At 30.1% G+C, this 17,302-nt stretch carries 15 protein-coding genes; 9 read left to right on the top strand and 6 right to left on the bottom strand.

Features of this window, described 5'->3' with window-relative positions; all coding sequences use genetic code 11:
• Nucleotides 1-841: 841 nt before the first annotated feature.
• On the bottom strand, nt 842-2,038 hold the full coding sequence (gene ltaA, locus LQ608_RS05960; protein ID WP_239750715.1) for a lipoteichoic acid biosynthesis MFS flippase LtaA: 1,197 nt from the start codon (nt 2,036-2,038) through the stop codon (nt 842-844).
• A complete protein-coding gene (locus LQ608_RS05965) occupies nt 2,016-3,191 on the bottom strand; it encodes a diglucosyl diacylglycerol synthase (RefSeq protein ID WP_239750717.1) in 1,176 nt (391 codons plus the stop codon). Before LQ608_RS05965 ends, ltaA begins: the two co-directional genes overlap by 23 nt.
• Before the next feature lie 285 nt (nt 3,192-3,476).
• Between LQ608_RS05965 and LQ608_RS05970 the strand changes: the two genes are divergently transcribed.
• From LQ608_RS05970 to LQ608_RS05995, 6 genes are all read left to right on the top strand, one after another.
• A complete protein-coding gene (locus LQ608_RS05970) occupies nt 3,477-4,961 on the top strand; it encodes a UDP-N-acetylmuramoyl-L-alanyl-D-glutamate--L-lysine ligase (RefSeq protein WP_239750719.1) in 1,485 nt (494 codons plus the stop codon).
• A complete protein-coding gene (locus tag LQ608_RS05975) occupies nt 4,951-5,190 on the top strand; it encodes a YueH family protein (protein WP_078356708.1) in 240 nt (79 codons plus the stop codon). Before LQ608_RS05970 ends, LQ608_RS05975 begins: the two co-directional genes overlap by 11 nt.
• Before the next feature lie 13 nt (nt 5,191-5,203).
• On the top strand, nt 5,204-6,766 hold the full coding sequence (locus LQ608_RS05980; protein WP_078356709.1) for a peptide chain release factor 3: 1,563 nt from the start codon (nt 5,204-5,206) through the stop codon (nt 6,764-6,766).
• Between the two features lie 220 nt (nt 6,767-6,986).
• Nucleotides 6,987-7,811: a TerC family protein gene (locus tag LQ608_RS05985; RefSeq protein ID WP_239750721.1), complete on the top strand. Its 825-nt coding sequence runs from the start codon at nt 6,987-6,989 to the stop codon at nt 7,809-7,811.
• Nucleotides 7,812-8,081: 270 nt separating this feature from the next.
• Nucleotides 8,082-9,764, top strand: coding sequence for a S1C family serine protease (locus LQ608_RS05990; protein WP_239750723.1), 1,683 nt, complete (start codon nt 8,082-8,084; stop codon nt 9,762-9,764).
• 16 nt (nt 9,765-9,780) lie between these two features.
• Entirely contained in the window at nt 9,781-11,133 is a 1,353-nt protein-coding gene (locus LQ608_RS05995) for a TrkH family potassium uptake protein (RefSeq protein ID WP_239750726.1), read from the top strand.
• A gap of 41 nt (nt 11,134-11,174) precedes the next feature.
• Here the strand turns inward: LQ608_RS05995 and LQ608_RS06000 are convergent, their stop codons facing one another.
• The gene (locus tag LQ608_RS06000; protein WP_239750727.1) at nt 11,175-12,647 is read right to left on the bottom strand and encodes an ATP-binding protein; all 1,473 of its coding nucleotides are present in this window, start codon (nt 12,645-12,647) and stop codon (nt 11,175-11,177) included.
• A gap of 158 nt (nt 12,648-12,805) precedes the next feature.
• Between LQ608_RS06000 and LQ608_RS06005 the strand changes: the two genes are divergently transcribed.
• Complete coding sequence (locus LQ608_RS06005; protein WP_239750729.1) at nt 12,806-14,317, top strand: bifunctional metallophosphatase/5'-nucleotidase; 1,512 nt, start codon at nt 12,806-12,808, stop codon at nt 14,315-14,317.
• Between the two features lie 119 nt (nt 14,318-14,436).
• Here the strand turns inward: LQ608_RS06005 and LQ608_RS06010 are convergent, their stop codons facing one another.
• Nucleotides 14,437-15,042 (bottom strand): CPBP family glutamic-type intramembrane protease, encoded by a 606-nt coding sequence (locus LQ608_RS06010; protein ID WP_078356715.1) that lies wholly within the window; start codon nt 15,040-15,042, stop codon nt 14,437-14,439.
• Nucleotides 15,043-15,044: 2 nt separating this feature from the next.
• A complete protein-coding gene (locus LQ608_RS06015) occupies nt 15,045-15,230 on the bottom strand; it encodes a YkvS family protein (RefSeq protein ID WP_025905642.1) in 186 nt (61 codons plus the stop codon).
• Between the two features lie 171 nt (nt 15,231-15,401).
• Between LQ608_RS06015 and lplA the strand changes: the two genes are divergently transcribed.
• On the top strand, nt 15,402-16,397 hold the full coding sequence (gene lplA / locus LQ608_RS06020; RefSeq protein ID WP_078356716.1) for a lipoate--protein ligase: 996 nt from the start codon (nt 15,402-15,404) through the stop codon (nt 16,395-16,397).
• 71 nt (nt 16,398-16,468) lie between these two features.
• Here the strand turns inward: lplA and LQ608_RS06025 are convergent, their stop codons facing one another.
• Nucleotides 16,469-16,684: an IDEAL domain-containing protein gene (locus LQ608_RS06025; RefSeq protein ID WP_078356717.1), complete on the bottom strand. Its 216-nt coding sequence runs from the start codon at nt 16,682-16,684 to the stop codon at nt 16,469-16,471.
• A 251-nt stretch (nt 16,685-16,935) separates the two neighbouring features.
• On the opposite strand from LQ608_RS06025, the gene LQ608_RS06030 reads away from it, so the two are divergent.
• A complete protein-coding gene (locus LQ608_RS06030; protein WP_239750730.1) occupies nt 16,936-17,301 on the top strand; it encodes a VOC family protein in 366 nt (121 codons plus the stop codon).
• Nucleotide 17,302 lies beyond the last annotated feature (1 nt).

Below are 17,302 nucleotides of genomic sequence, written 5' to 3' on the forward strand. Positions count from 1 at the left end.
AAAATTGCTGATAAGGGTAGTGTTAAAAGCAATTCTAAGCAAAACTGCTGATAAGGGTAGTATTAAAAGCAGTTCTAGGCAAAACTGCTGATAAGAGTAACTATAAAAGCAGATTTGATTACAAATTAGAGCTTAAGACATAAATATCCTAGAATAATATTTTAAGAGCAGAAATTCATTATTAAAATTGAATTTCTGCTCTTATTTTTTTTAAAATCATTCACGCTACTTCCGACTTGTGTAAATATAGGTACTCTTACTCACACTTCTTTAGTCTAGTGTAAATATAGCTAGCCTTGCTTACACTTCTTTAGACTTGTGTAAATATAGCTGTTCTATAACTAAGAGGCTGAGACAATTAATTTGTCTCAGCCTCTTAGCATTGTATAAAAGTAGTTATTTGTAACGATTTTGTAAGTGCTGACGCCTGAGGGAAAAGTATGCGTGAGAGACTACAGGCTCGAACCATACCCTAGGCAAGCATGCACGAACAAAATCGTAAGATTGTTATAAAAATAGATATTGTTAACGATTTTGTAAGTGCTGACGCCTGAGGGAAAAGTATGCGTGAGAGACTACAGGCTCGAGCCATACCCCCTGGCAAGCATGCACGAACAAAATCGTAAGATTGTTATAAAAATAGTTATTGGTACTGATTTTGTAAGTGCTGACGCCTGAGGGAAAAGTATGCGTGAGAGACTACAGGCTCGAGCCATACCCCTAGGCAAGCATGCACATACAAAATCGTAGGATATTATAAAAAAATAAGCATATCACTGTAAACTTTAAAAACCAGTTAAGTGATATGCTTATTTATTTTGAGTTAGGAAATATGATCCAGTTATATTGATTTTTTCTTTTTGTAATTCAAAACAAAGTAAGTCCCATAGAATAATGCTAAGAATAAAAACATTAAACTAGATGCATAAATTGTATAATAGACGTCTCTAAATACTTCTGATATTAAGCCACCTATAAGAGGCCCAATCATTGTACCGAAACCTTGAACACTATTGAATACGCCCCATGTTTCTTCTTGAACTTTACTATGAATATGACCTGCCATAAAAGTGTTCCAAGCTGGTAAGAGTAATCCGTAAATTGTACCTATAAGCAATGCGATTAATAGTACGATTAATAATTGAGTTAATAGTGTTAATCCAAAAATAAATGAACTATAAGCTAAGAAACCTACGAAAATTATAATATGTGTAAACGTCTTAGAGTGCTTATCCATTAATTTTGAGAAGAACAGCATTGATATCGTACAACCAATTCCACCAACAATGAGTATAATTGTATATTCTAAAGTAGTCACACCCATATGTTTTGTTGCATACGTAGGTAATATTGGCACAAGCATACCTATTGCAGACCCTTGCAAGAATATTCCTGGGAATAGTAGTAAATGACGTCTCGTTACTTGAACAATTTCTTTGAATTGTTTTTTGACTGATTTACTTTCGTAGTTAGTTAATTGAACTTTAACAAAATAGAACAAAATCCAAGCAACTAACACGCAAACAGCCATCATAAATGTGAATCGAGTCGGATGCAATTTGAATAGTAAGTTCATAAAGATCATACCTGAGAGCATACCAACTAACCAACTAAAATAAACATAGCCCATTTGTTTGCCTCGTGATGATTCACTTACACTTGATAACATAATGACCCATATAGGACTTACAGCGATACCAAGTAATATTGCACTTAATATAAATATCACTGGTGATGGTATAAATATAATTAACGCTAAACTAGAAAAGGCTAGTAAAAATCCACAAGTTAAGATAACTGTTGGACCGAATCTTTTTAGAAGAAAACCAATAACAAAATTTGTTAATGCATCACTTATAAAATGTAAAGAGATTGCTAACGAAGTAATACCAACAGTCACTTTAGCAGTGGTTGTTGGTAAAATAGGTAAATAACTTAGAATATACATACCTCTAGCAAATTCCATCATGAATAATATGATAAGCATTAACCAAAAATCTTTTTTATAAAATGATTTATCTGATGAAGTATTTGGCATACATAGGAACCTTTCCATAAACTTCATTATATGAAAGTGAGTCACTTAATAATGATAGTAAATCGTTACAAATATTTTCTGTTGATTTTTTTATATAATTCTCTTCTAATAGTTTAGTCATCTCTTTCAATTTGTTAGGTTGATTCGTAAGTGAAATAACCATTTTAGTGGCTTCTTCCGGTGTGGTTGCAATTTTTCCATAGCCTTTTTGTGCAAAATAATCAGCATTTTCTAATTCTTGACCTGGTGCTGGATTTAAGAATATGAGTGGTAAATGTCTTGAAAATGCTTCGGAAATCGTGATGCCACCTGGCTTAGTAATCATAAGTTGACTTGTCGCCATCCATTCATTCATATGTTTAGTATAACCAAGTATTAAGACATTCTTATTACCTTTAAAATGTGTGCTCAATTCATTCTTTAAAGATTTACTGTTACCACAAATCATCACAACTTGTGCATCTTTAGCATACATATCAATTTTACTTATCATGGTAGAAAATCCAGTAGATACACCAAATGCACCAGCAGACATTAATATAACCTTTTTGTCAGGATCTAATTTGTGTTTAGTTAACCATCGATATCGATCTATTGGTTCTTCAAATTGTTTCGAAATCGGAATGCCTGTAACTTTAATGTCTTTGTCATCAATACCAATAGAATGAATTTCATTTTTTAAATCTTTAGTTGCTACATAATAACGATTTGAGTGTGGTGTAACCCAGTTCTTGTGTAAACGGTAGTCTGTCATAACTGTTGCAATAGGTATATTTAAATTAAACTGTTCTGTTAAAACTGAAACGACTGGTGTCGGAAAAGTTAACAAAATTAAGTCGGGCTTTTCTTTTATAAGTAAATTAAGTAATTTATTTAGTCCATAATATTTATAGAAACATTTATCAATTTGTTCTGGTCTACTATAGTAGAAGAATTTATACATGTTTCTAAAATATTTAAAGCTGTTTATATACCATTGTTTAGCGATGGAAGTCATAATAGGGTGTGCTTCTAAAAATAAATCATGTTCTATAACAGTCAAATGATTTAAATTCATTTCACCAAATTGTTTCACAATACTATTCGTAACTTGTAAATGACCGTTACCGAAAGAACCAGTAATAATCAATAATTTTTTGTTTTGAGAAACCATTAGACACACTCCGTATTTGTATTTAAATTCTATGATAGTTTAACGCATTTTTCCTCTTTTGTGAAAAGATATAGCATATTATTACAAAAATTACATAGAATCTTTAAACTAATTCAATGTTTCTTTAGTAATTCTTCATCAATTGGATTTTCATCATAATATCATCTATTTGTATATTGAGTAAATACTCATTTATTTTATAATTCTTTATACATATAGTCAAAGCTATAAAATCATTATCATAAAGTGTATAATAAACCTATTGAAAATAAAGGAGAAATAACGATGAACGTTAAGACGTTATTAAATAAAATTAAAATTAAAAAAATATATGGTAATGAAGACCAAGAAGTAGTAGATATTACTACAGATTCTAGAAATGCATTTGAAGGTACAATCTTTGTTGCTTCACAAGGTTATACAGTTGATAGCCATAAATTCATACCAAATGTTGTTGAACAAGGTTGTACAGTAGTTGTAAGTGAGAATTACATGGAACTACCAGATCATGTATTATTAATCGTTGTCAAAGATACATTAAAAGTAGCGAGTATCTTTAGTCATATCTTATACGACTTTCCAAGTCAAAAATTAACTACAATAGGTGTGACTGGTACAAATGGTAAAACAACAATTGCTACAATGATTCATCATTTAACAAGAGGACTTGGAAAAGGAAGTGCTTATTTAGGTACAAACGGTTTTCAAGTTAATGAAAAAATTACAAAAGGTGTGAATACCACACCAGAAACTGTAACTTTAACAAAACATATAGTAGAAGCGGTAAACGAAGAATGTGAAAGTATGACATTTGAAGTTTCAAGTCATGGTTTAGTTATCGGTAGGTTAAGAGGTTTAGAATTTGATATTGCGATTTTTTCTAATTTAACGCAAGATCATTTAGATTTTCATGGTACTATGGAAGCTTATGGACATGCGAAATCTTTATTATTTAGTCAATTAGGACAAGATTATAGAAAAGATAAATTTGTTATACTCAATGCAGATGATAAATTTACGAAAGAATTAATACCAGTAACACCATTTGAAATCTTTACATATGGTATTGATAATGAAGCTGATTTTACGGCTAAAAATATTAAAGAATCAATTAGTGGAGTAGCGTTTACACTTGTAACGCCTTTTGGTGAATATGAAATCAATTCTCCTTATTTAGGTAAATTTAATGTACTTAACTTATTGGCTAGTATTTTAGGTTTATGGGTGCAAGGTTATGATTTATCAAAAGTTGCTCAGGCTGTGCAAACTATGCCACCTGTTGAAGGTCGTTTAGAAGTGTTAGATAGAAAGCTTCCTATTGATTTGATTATAGATTATGCACATACACCAGATGGTATGGATAAATTAATTGATGCTGTTAAACCATTCGTTAAACAAAAACTTATATTTTTAGTTGGAATGGCTGGAGAAAGAGACTTAACAAAAACACCAGAAATGGGTAAAATAAGTTGTCGAGCAGATTATGTCATATTTACACCAGATAATCCTGCAAATGATGACCCTAAAATGTTAACAGCAGAATTAGCTAAAGGAGCGACACATAATAATTATGTAGAATTTGAAGATAGAGCAGAAGGTATTAAACACGCAATCGAAATATCTGAACCAGGTGATACAGTCGTACTAGCATCGAAAGGTAGAGAACCTTATCAAATTATGCCTGGTCATGTAAAAGTTCCTCATAGAGATGATTTAATAGGTCTAGAGGCTGCTTATGAGAAGTATGGAGGAAAGCCAAGTGAAGATTAGAGAAAGTCATTCGCAAAATTTGAATTGTAAAGTTTATATATATGAGAATAAAAAAGAAGAATATTTTGTAATATCTATTCCTGATTTGTTTTGGTCTATTAAAGTAGACTATGATTTATACGGAGAATCATTAATTGAACATCTGTATTTGCATTTATTTAATGTGCTTGATGAAGATGAAGCGAATGAATTAGCGAATAGAATTAGCCAATGGACATCCGAACTATAAGGAGAAATGAATTGTGACGATAAAACAAGAAGTAGAAAGTAGAAAAACATTTGCGATAATATCCCATCCAGATGCCGGTAAAACAACATTAACTGAGAAGTTATTACTTTTTGGTGGTGCTATTAGACAAGCAGGTACTGTTAAAGGGAAAAAGTCTGGGAAGTTTGCAACAAGTGACTGGATGAAAGTAGAACAAGAACGTGGTATTTCTGTAACAAGTTCAGTTATGCAATTTGATTATGACAACTATAATATTAATATTTTAGATACACCAGGGCATGAAGATTTCTCTGAAGATACTTATAGAACATTAATGGCAGTAGACAGTGCAGTTATGGTAATTGACTGTGCAAAGGGTATTGAGCCACAAACATTAAAGTTATTTAAAGTTTGTAAAATGAGAGGTATCCCAATTTTTACTTTTATAAATAAATTAGACCGAATGGGTAAAGAGCCTTTTGAATTATTGGAAGAGATTGAAAAGACATTAGAAATAGAAACTTATCCAATGAACTGGCCTGTTGGTATGGGACAAAACTTTTTCGGCATAATAGACAGAGCTGAAAAGACTATTGAACCATTTAGAGACGAAGAAAATATATTACATTTAAATGATGATTATGAATTAGAAGAAGATCATCCAATTAAAAATGACTCACAGTTTGAACAAGCAATTGATGAATTAATGTTAGTTGATGAAGTAGGAGAGCAATTTGATGAAGAAATGCTATTAGCAGGTGAACTAACTCCAGTATTCTTCGGATCAGCTTTAGCGAACTTCGGTGTTCAAAACTTTTTAAATGCATATGTAGATTATGCTCCAATGCCTAGTGGACGTAAAACTGAAGAAGGAGATGTCGTTGATCCATTTGATCAAGACTTCTCAGGATTCATCTTTAAGATACAAGCAAACATGGATCCAAGACATAGAGACAGAATTGCATTTATGAGAATTGTAAGTGGTGCGTTTGAAAGAGGTATGGATGTAACACTGCAAAGAAATAAGAAAAAGCAAAAGATTACACGTTCAACTTCATTTATGGCTGATGATACTCAAACAGTCAATCATGCAGTAAGTGGTGATATTATCGGTTTATATGATACAGGAAACTATCAAATAGGCGATACACTTGTTGGAGGTAATCAAAAATTTCACTTTGAAACGTTACCACAGTTTACACCTGAAATATTTATGAAAGTTAGTGCCAAAAACGTAATGAAACAAAAGCATTTCCATAAAGGTATTGAGCAATTAGTTCAAGAAGGTGCTATACAACTTTATAAGACGCTTCATACTAATCAAATTCTTCTTGGAGCAGTTGGACAACTTCAATTTGAAGTCTTTGAACATCGTATGAAAAATGAATACAATGTTGATGTCGTAATGGAACAAGTCGGTAAGAAAATTGCGAGATGGATTGAAAATGAAAAAGATATAACAGACAACATGAATTCAAGTAGATCAATTTTAGTGAAAGATCGCTTTGATCAATATGTATTCTTGTTTGAAAATGAATTTGCAACGAGATGGTTTGAAGATAAATTCCCTGAAATCAAATTATTTAGTTTGTTATAATTCATAAATCATTGTATAATAATATAGTAAAACTAAATAGACCTACGACTTTGTCGAAGGGGAGTAACTTTAGAACTTAAAAATTCTAGCATATTATCGTCATTACGAAGCGGAAGTTTCCGGTAATATGGACATACTATAAATGTTAAGTGAGACCTTTGCCTTTAATTAGGCATGGTCTCTTTTGTTTTTTATTAGAAAAAAATGGAGAGTGAATAAGATGGATCCGAGTTTATTTTTGAGTTACGGTTGGGTATTAATCGTATTAATTTTTCTAGAAGGATTGTTGGCAGCAGATAATGCTGTTGTAATGGCGGTAATGGTTAAACATTTACCAGAAGATTTAAGGAAAAAAGCATTATTCTATGGCTTGTTAGGTGCTTTCGTATTCCGTTTCATATCATTATTCTTAATTAGTTTCTTAGCTAACTTCTGGCCAATACAAGCAGCAGGAGCTATATACTTAATTTACATGTCTATTAAGAACTTGATAGACTTCAAGAAACATAAAGACGAAAAAATTAAGACAGCAGATGATATCGAAGAAGAAGAAGAAGATTTTACAGAATCAGAATTCCCTTCAGATGGAAAAGGTCATCATAAGTTGAAAAAGAATTTCTGGATGACAGTATTAAAAGTAGAATTCGCAGATATAGCATTTGCTATTGATTCAATGTTAGCTGCATTTGCAATAGCAGTTACACTACCAGCATTAGGTGTAGACTTTGGAGGCATGGATGCTGGTCAATTCGGTGTTATGTTCGTAGGTGGTATGATTGGTGTAATCATCATGAGATTTGCAGCAACATACTTTGTAGAATTATTAAATAAATATCCGAACCTAGAAGCAGCAGCATTTGCTATCGTAGGTTGGGTAGGTATCAAATTATTAGTAATCGTACTAGCACATGATGAAATTAAAGTATTACCACATGACTTCCCACACGGTATATTGTGGCAGTCAATATTCTGGACAGTATTATTATTGTTAGTTGTGATCGGCTGGATTACATCAGTCCGTAACAACAAAAAAACAAATGAATAACTAGCATGATATGAGGCTGAGACAATGAATTGTCTCAGCCTTCTTAATTTACATCTTCTTTTATTTTTTCGAAAAATGAGGTAATTTCAACCTTAGCTAATTCTCAATTTATGATAGTAATTTCTTTAGTTTTCAAGTTATTTAGCTATTTAGTAAATATATGTAAAAATAGGTGTATAATGTAGAGAAATACAATGGTTTTGTGTTAATAATTTTAATATTATATGGCATAATAGATACATTAAGTGTTTAGATTGAGGAGGGCAATAAATGTCACGAAAAAAACATGTCATTCCTAGAAATGAATATAAGAGACAACGACGTGAATTTTTTCATAATGAAGAACGTGAGAAAAGAATTGAACAAGAGAGAAAAGAGAATGAGATAAAAAGAGCAAACGAGTTAGAGTTACAGAAGAAAAATGAATTGCGTGTTAAAGAAAATATGCAAAAAGCTCGTATTGAAAAATTAACTAAAGAAGAAATTAAAAAGCAAAAAGAAGAATCTAAATCACACCCAACGATTGATTTAGATGATGATAGATTAGCTGCTACACAACAAGGTCATACGGAAGTAGATATCAAAGCTGATAATAAAAGTGAATTAGATAATGACAAAGTTGATGTAGATAATGAAGAAGATATTCAAGAAATAAATTATAAAAAAGTGAGAAATGAAAGTCATAATAAAGATAAAAAACATGTTGCTAAGGACAATGATTTTGAAACTAATAAGCAACTTGGTGCAATACATGATGAAAAGGTTGAAGAAAAATCTCAAAATAAAAATAATGTTTTGAATACTATTTTATCTAAAATTGAAAAACATTGGCCAATAATTGCGATTATTTTAGCCATTATACTAATCTTTATTTTAGTTTGGAGTATCTTCCAAAATGTGAACCCTCCAAATGAAAGTAGAAAGACTATTGAAGAACAACAATCTCAAAAAGGATTCCAAAAACCTATTACAAATGTAATGGAAGCAGTAGAAAAATCTAAGCATTCAGTAGTAGGTGTTTCTCATGAAGATTCTGATATATCTAGCAAGACTGAATCTTCACAAAAAGAAAAAGAAGAAAATAGCGGCGTCGGTTCTGGCGTCGTTTATAAAGTTGATGATAATAAAGCATACATAGTAACAAACGCACATGTTGTTTCAAGCGATAAAAAACCGATTATCACAACTGCAAACGGTAAGAAATATGATGGTAAAGTTTTAGGTACTGATCAATGGTCAGATATAGCAGTGGTAAGTGTGCCTATTGAAAAAGATGATAAATTTAAATCTATTAAATTTGAAGACTCGGATAATTTAATATTAGGTGAAACAGCGATTGTTATTGGTAGTCCTCTAGGTGCAGAATTCCAAAATAGTATTTCTACTGGCGTAGTTTCTGGCTTAAATAGAAAAGTTCCTGTTGATTTTAATGGGGATGACGAGTATGATTGGGAAATTAAAGCAATTCAAACAGATGCTGCAGTCAATCCAGGTAATTCGGGTGGCCCAATATTAGATTCACAAGGTAATCTTATTGGTATAGTATCATTGAAGATTGATATGCCAAATGTAGAAGGGATGGCATTTGCTATTCCATCAAACGAAGCAACTGATTACATTAATACTTTAGAAAAAGACGGTGAAATTAAACGTCCTGAACTAGGTATAATGGCTCAAAATTATACTAAATTAAGCTCTAGCGAAAAATCTCAAATAACTTTACCTGATAAATATAAATCAGGTATGGCGATAACGGGTGTTACTAAAGATGGTAATGCTGATAAAGCAGGGATTAAGTTTAACGATGTAATTGTAGGCATTGATGATACAAAAATTGAAAATAATCTTGAATTTAGGAAAGAATTATATAATAATCATAAAATAGGTGAAAAAGTTGATTTGAAACTTATTAGAGATGGTAAAGAAACTACTAAAACATTAACATTGAAATAAATAGAGGTGACAATTTGTGTCCATTATAAAATACTTTTTTCAAAAAATGACTCCACAACAAGGTATTGTATTATATTATTTGGGCGCAATCATTGTCGCCTTTTTATTATTGAATTTACCTTATGTAGTTAAACCTGGTGTAAAAATTGCACCTGTCGATACGCTATTTGTAGCGGTATCTGGCGTAAGTGTGACTGGGCTTACACCCGTTATAATTGAAGATACATTTACAATGTTTGGACAGGCAATAATATTAATTATACTTAATATTGGCGGTATAGGTGTCATGGCGATTGGTACTTTACTTTGGGTAATACTAGGAAAGCATATTGGTTTAAGAGAACGACAACTCATTATGCTAGATAGTAATTCAAATGCTATGAATGGCGTAGTTAAATTAATATTAGATATTGTTAGAACTATATTAATGATAGAAGCAATTGGAGCGATATTATTATCTTTTTATTTTTATAAAGATATCGGCTCTGTTAAAGATGCGATACACCATGGTATTTTTGCATCTGTATCTGCTACAACGAATGGTGGTTTAGATATCACTGGGGAATCGCTAGCACCATATGCAAATGATTACTTCGTTCAAACGATTATAATGTTACTTATCATGTTAGGTGCAATAGGATTTCCAGTATTGATAGAAGTAAAAACATATATGCGAAATACGCATCCGAACTTTAGATTTTCATTATTTACTAAAATTGCAAGTGCGACTTATTTGTTCTTGTTTTTATTAGGAACAGTTGTAATATATTTATTTGAGTTTTCAAATGCATTTAAAGACATTTCGTGGCACAAAGGTATCTTTTATGCTATGTTCCAGTCTTCATCAACACGAAGCGCAGGATTATCTACAATAGATCTTGGACAGTTTACTGAAGCAACGAATTTCTTTCTAGGTGGATTGATGTTCATTGGTTCATCACCAAGCTCAGTAGGTGGAGGTATAAGAACAACAACATTTGCAATACTTGTTCTTTATTTAGTCAATTTTAGTAATGGCCGTACAACGATAAAAGCATTTAATAGAGAGATACATCCTTTAGATATACAAAGGTCATTTGCCGTTATATCATTGGCTTTAGCTATCACATTTGTTGGTGTGTTATCTGTAGTACGATTTGAAGACGGTAAACATGATTTACTTTCAATATTTTTTGAAACAATGTCAGCATTTGGTACATGTGGATTATCAATGGGTATAACCGATAATTTACAATTAGGTTCGAAAATCGTGATTATGATACTTATGTTCATTGGGCGTGTCGGGCTACTATGTTTCGTAGTTATGTTAGGTGGTAAATCAACGCCTGATAAATTCCACTATCCAAAAGAACGAATTCAAATAGGTTAAAAAACTGGGACAATAACTTGTCCCAGTTTTTTATTTATATATTAAATATGCTTAACTACAGGTATCATAATAATAAAAGTTGTGCCTTCAGTATTGTTAGCCACGCTTATTGTACCATCCCAATCTTCAATTAATTTTTTACTTAAATAAAGTCCTAGTCCACTACCTGAATCTTTTGTAGTAAAGAAGGGGTCAAATACTTTTTGTTGAACTTCTTTTGACATGCCTATTCCATTATCTTTAAATACTAATTTTACTTGTTTTGTATTTGTCTTTAGTAGTTGAATTTCTATTGAAGCATTATGTACGTCAGTTAATGCGTCTTTAGAATTTTGAATTAAATTGATCAGTATTTGTTTTAATTGGTCTTCAGATAAAAAGGCATAAATGGGTTCTTCTGGTAATGATAAAGAAATATTTATGTTGTTCTGTTCTAATTCATACTTTAAAAATTGCTCTATATCTTTGATTGTCTGGCTAATATTAACATTTGTGTAAGCTAAGTTTGTTGGTTTACCTAAATATAAGAATTGTGTAACGATGTTATTAATTCTATCTAATTCTTCGGTAATAATATTAAAATGGTTATCTTGCTGGTTTTGATCATATTTCATTCTAGTGAGTTCTATAAATCCATTAATACTCGTTAAAGGGTTTTTTATTTCATGCGCGGTATTTGCAGCCAATGTTCCTATTAGTCGCAATTTTTCATTATTTGCTTGTTCGATTAACTTTTCATGTTCTAATCTATCTGAACGACTTTTAAATATTAAAGTTAAAATTGTTAATATTAAGAAAATAACTAAGAAAATAAATATACTTGGTAAAATTACGCGCGTTATAAAACTATATTGTCCAGTAATGCTAATTGTGACAGGTAAGTTATTGTAAAAATAAGTGATTGTTTTTGTATGTTTATATGATTTGCCGACTTGATAAATTTGAGTACCATCTATACCTTGTACTTGTATTTGGAACCTCTTAGCAATTAACTTTATTTCATTTTTAAATGAATTCATATTTATTTCTGCAGCAACAGTATAGTCTTGATTTTTAATCTTTAATCGATTTGTAAGTAATAATGTTTTAGGTCTGTCTAGTGATCTCTTTTTACTGCTTAATGTGGATTTTTGAGTAAATGGGAAGTGATACTTATATTGATTAAAGTCTTCTATTGATGTATAGTTTGGTCCTTTAGAGTCATAGACGATTTGATTTTTATTATTCAAAATATAAATATGATCTATCCAAGTATATCTAGTATGATTATCTTTTAAAAATTGATTAATAAATTTTTCATCGTTACTATTAGATAAAATAGTCGTTAAAGATTCAGAAATACTGTTTGATTCGCTTATGAATGTATCGATTTTTAAGTTAATAATTTCTTTAGTAGTATCAAATCTTTGATTAATTCTATTATTATAGTTTTTACTAATGAGTGCACCAATTAATATAGAAACGATAAGTGCAAAAACAATATTTAGTATGATAATTTTATTAAAAGGTTTCATATTAGTCTCCTATGTATATATACTCTTAATTGAGTATATTATGATTAACTAATATTGCCAACATAAAATAAAATTACATTATCAATATTCAAATTAGTTTAAAAAGACATATCATTTTTTAAAAATGGTAAAATATAAAAGAAAGAGGGGGAATAGCATTGAATACGAATGAAATCATTACGATTGATTTATTAGCTACTTCTGACTTACATGGTCGAATTAGTAGAAGTGGTATAAGTGGAAATATATTAAAGATGGCTACTTACGTAAAACATAAACGTAAAGCAAACCATCGTGTATTATTATTGGATAATGGTGGAATGTTGTCGGGTTCAATGTTTGCTTTTTATTATGCACAAATTGCACCATACAAAAGAAACCCTATGATTAAAATTATGAATGAAATGCAATTTGATGCAAGTGGTGTTAGTCCTGATGAATTTAATTTCGGCTTAGACTTCTTAAATAAGTCTATTGCCCTAAGTAGATTTCCATGGCTTGCAGCTAATATAGAACATAGTAAAACAAAAGAACCTTATTTTACTACACCTTACACAATCAAATACGTTGATGGTATTAAAATTGGTATAATTGGGTTTACTTCAAGTGGCTTAATGGAAAATAAAAATATAGAATTCGAAGATGAAGTTATTGTTGGAGAATCAATGGCATCAGCAAAACGTTGGGTAAGATATTTGCACGAAAAAGAAAGTCCTGACTTTTTAATTATGCTATATCATGGTGGGTTAAACACTTACACTGATAAAAATAATTATAGATCATATTATAGTAATAACGCTGAAAACATGATTAAAAGTACAGAAGGCGTTAACGTCATTATTACAGGTCACCAAGAACATGTCGTGGATTTAAAAGTTGCAGAAACTCAATTTATACAACCAGGTAAAGATGCGACTAATATTGTAGATATGTCGATTCAATTTAGAAAAAGAACTAATTCAGTTGAAATTATTGATACATCAATTAAACATGTTGAACTTTCTAGTTATCCAGAAGATAGGGATTTACTAGAGTTAACTTATTTCGACCAAAAAGCAGTACAACATTGGTCGGAACAAGATGTAACGGATATGCCTGTAGTACTAGATTATAAGCAATTAACTGACCTATATATTAAGCCACATAAATTTATTGAGTTAATTCAAAATAGTATGAGTAAAGCATTTACAGAAATAGACTTTATTTGTGCACATATTGGAAACCCATTAGGTAATGGTTTAAGAGGAGAACTCAAAGTTAAAGATATATATAAATCTTATGTTCATACAGATAAACCAGTCAAAATAAAACTAACTGGTATTGAAATTAAACGTATATTAGAAAGAACAGCAACAGCAATGTACAAAGAAGAAGGAACAATAAAGTATAACGAAGAAATTTTAGAGCCAACATTAATGACAGTATGGAAAGGTTTTAAGTATAAAATTGACTTAAACAAACCTGTAGGAAATAGAGTTGAACTTTATAATATAAATCTAGAAGACAGTTATAATGTAATCATGACAGATTACTTATTTAGACATGTTAATAAGATTATTTCAGAATCAACATATGAAAGATCTAAAAAAACTGTGATTGAATATATGGTGGAAGAAATAGGGGAAACTAAAGGTAAATTCGAGCTAGAACATAATTTTGAAATTGAATAATAAGACATGTCGAGTTCGAAGGAGTTAGTTGAATATTTCTTAATCGTTAGCCGACAAAAAAATAAACAAAGTAAGTAAATAAATATAAAAAAATCCAAACACTGCTGTGTTTGGATTTTTTAACTAAATATTATTACAAGTATAATTATTGCTGCTACTTGAGCGATATATGAAGTTACGATTCTTTTAGTGTAGAAATATAAAGTAGATAATATTAATTGAGCTAAAAATATAAAAATGAATATAGCGAAATTACCTAAATATAAAAATAGTGAACTAGAAGCAAAAGCACTTACAACGATTGCAACAATAGGTCGTGACAATTTAAGTTGTAGTTGATTTTGTAATATCGTTCTAATATAAAGCTCGTGACAAGGTATCGCAATAACAATTGTTACTAACATTTGCCATTTATAAAAAACGCCTGCGTGCATTAATTCTTTTAATAATGATGCATACGATAAACCATTATAAATTTGGGATAATAAAAGTTGAAGTATAACTAACAATACTGCACCAATTAAACCATATCCTATTGATTGTAATAATCGTTTAGACTTAATCTCGCGTTGATAAAAGACATAGCTAATGCCTGCAATCATCATAATGCCAGTATATAAGTACCAGAATACTTCTTTTTCACCTTGCATTAAAAATAAAATAAAGTGAAAAATAATAAAACTCGATATGAACCATATTAATTGAGGATTAATTTGTTTTTTCACTATTATCCCTCTTCAGAAATTATAGTATAACGCTTGTGATTTACTACAGTTTTTTCAGGTAGTTCTAAACTTTCAAAGTTGTCCATGATTGTTATGTCTACTATAACTGAGTTTTCATTAATCTTTTCAACTCTACCTCTTAAGCCATCTTGAAATTCTATGATATTTCCAACTTCTGCGATTGTCATGATATTCCTCCTAAATAATACTATGAAATATTATACTAAATAACGGTTCATTTATAAAGTAATAATAAGATATACATCTATTTTATCACAAACATATCATTCATATTATTATTTAAACATATGGTAATATTAAAGTAAGGCAACAAGGGGAAAAATAAGGAGGAAATATAAATGAAATTTGTAAGTAATAATGGAATAAACGATCCAATGATCAATTTAGCAATGGAAGAATATGTACTTACTTCGCTTCCTAAAGATGATAGTTATTTTTTATTCTATATTAATCAACCATCTATTATTGTTGGTAAAAATCAAAATACTATTGAAGAGGTAAATCAAGAGTATGTTGAAGCTAATAATATTAAAGTTGTACGAAGAATTTCTGGTGGTGGGGCAGTTTACCACGACTTAGGGAATTTGAATTTTAGTTTCGTTACGAAAGATGATGAAGATAGTTTCCATAACTTCGCAAAATTTACACAACCTATTGTAGATGCTTTAAATGAAATGGGTGTTAATGCTGAATTATCAGGTAGAAATGATATTCAAGTCGGAGAAAAGAAAATTTCTGGTAATGCAATGGTAAAACAAAAAGATAGAATGTTCTCACATGGTACTTTAATGTTAAATAGTGAAATTGAAGAAGTTGTAAATGCTTTAAGAGTTAATGAAGCAAAAATTAAATCTAAAGGTATTAAATCTATTAGATCAAGAGTTGCTAATATTCAAGAATTTTTAGAAGAGCCAATGGATATTGAAACATTTAAACAACGCATACTAACTTCAATTTTCAAACAACAAGGTAGTGAAGAAGTAGAGGAGTACCATCTTACTGATGAAGACTGGGATAATATTAATGAATTGAGCAAAAATAAATATCAAAAATGGGAATGGAATTATGGGAAAAACCCTAAATACAACTTTGAAAGAAGCCATAAATTTGATAGAGGTTTAGTTCAAATAAAATTAGATGTCAAAAAAGGTATAATAGAACATGCAGCAATCTTTGGAGACTTCTTTGGAGTGGGAAATGTAAATGATATTGAAGAAGCTTTAATAGGCGTACAACATCAAAAGTCTTCTATAAAAGAAGCATTAAAAGATATTGATGCATATCATTACTTTGGAGATATAGATAAAGAAGAAATTATTAACTTAATGTTATAAAAAATAAAAGAGACGATTTTTGAATGTTTTCAAAAGTCGTCTCTTTTATGTGTTAATTTTTAAATGATAACTCACGATTGTAAATCCTCCAACTGTATTAATTCTGCACTATATTGTTCAAATAAAGTATTGTTACGATTCAAAAGTGCTTCATCGATTAAAGCCATCAATTCTCGTTTGCGATTTTCACGTAAAGCAGAATCTATGACTAGTTCTACAGATAAATCATTTAAGTTATTAACGAAAGTTTCTAAACTCTGATGCTTAACTTGAGAATATTGTTTCATTTTAAACAACCCCTTGACTTTATTTGTTAAAATTATAGCGTATTTATTTTCTAAATGCAATGAATATTCAGAAATTTTAAAAAAGTAATTCTTTTTAACGAATTTATTGATAAACTAACTTTATAATTACATTATAATTTAGTATTTATAATTTTCAAATTATTATGCTCATAGCCACATTAGTGGGGTGTGATTTATTGTAAAAATAATACTTTGAAAGTTAAACATGAGAATAAAAAGGAGATATTAATATGTATAAGCTAAAAATGTGGGACCATGTTCAGTTGTCAGCTCCAAAAGGATCAGAGGAAAAGGCGAGAGCGTTTTATGTAGATCAATTAGGATTTAATGAAGTTGAAAAACCGGAATCTTTAAAAGGTAATGGTGGAGTTTGGTTTAATATTAACAATATTGATTTGCATATCGGCATCGAAGAAAATTTTATACCTCTTAAAAAGGCACACCCAGCAATTAATGTTGAAAATCTCGAAGATTTAATTGAACACTTAACAGAAGAAAAAATAGATTTTAAGACAGATAATCGATTTCCAGGTGCTAAAAGACTACATTTATATGATCCTTTTAATAACAGGTTAGAATTTATAGAAAAACAATAGA

This window comes from Mammaliicoccus sp. H-M34 (assembly GCF_022386495.1).
Lineage (GTDB): Bacteria > Bacillota > Bacilli > Staphylococcales > Staphylococcaceae > Mammaliicoccus > Mammaliicoccus fleurettii.

What these genes read in the sequence shown, in the direction of transcription:
- LQ608_RS06025 (WP_078356717.1), bottom strand. Translation starts at nt 16,684, where the DNA reads ATGAAACAATATTCTCAAGTTAAGCATCAGAGTTTAGAAACTTTCGTT.
- LQ608_RS06000 (WP_239750727.1), bottom strand. Translation starts at nt 12,647, where the DNA reads ATGAAACCTTTTAATAAAATTATCATACTAAATATTGTTTTTGCACTT.
- lplA (WP_078356716.1), top strand. Translation starts at nt 15,402, where the DNA reads ATGAAATTTGTAAGTAATAATGGAATAAACGATCCAATGATCAATTTA.
- LQ608_RS05965 (WP_239750717.1), bottom strand. Translation starts at nt 3,191, where the DNA reads ATGGTTTCTCAAAACAAAAAATTATTGATTATTACTGGTTCTTTCGGT.
- LQ608_RS06030 (WP_239750730.1), top strand. Translation starts at nt 16,936, where the DNA reads ATGTATAAGCTAAAAATGTGGGACCATGTTCAGTTGTCAGCTCCAAAA.
- LQ608_RS05985 (WP_239750721.1), top strand. Translation starts at nt 6,987, where the DNA reads ATGGATCCGAGTTTATTTTTGAGTTACGGTTGGGTATTAATCGTATTA.
- ltaA (WP_239750715.1), bottom strand. Translation starts at nt 2,038, where the DNA reads ATGCCAAATACTTCATCAGATAAATCATTTTATAAAAAAGATTTTTGG.
- LQ608_RS05970 (WP_239750719.1), top strand. Translation starts at nt 3,477, where the DNA reads ATGAACGTTAAGACGTTATTAAATAAAATTAAAATTAAAAAAATATAT.
- LQ608_RS06015 (WP_025905642.1), bottom strand. Translation starts at nt 15,230, where the DNA reads ATGACAATCGCAGAAGTTGGAAATATCATAGAATTTCAAGATGGCTTA.
- LQ608_RS05990 (WP_239750723.1), top strand. Translation starts at nt 8,082, where the DNA reads ATGTCACGAAAAAAACATGTCATTCCTAGAAATGAATATAAGAGACAA.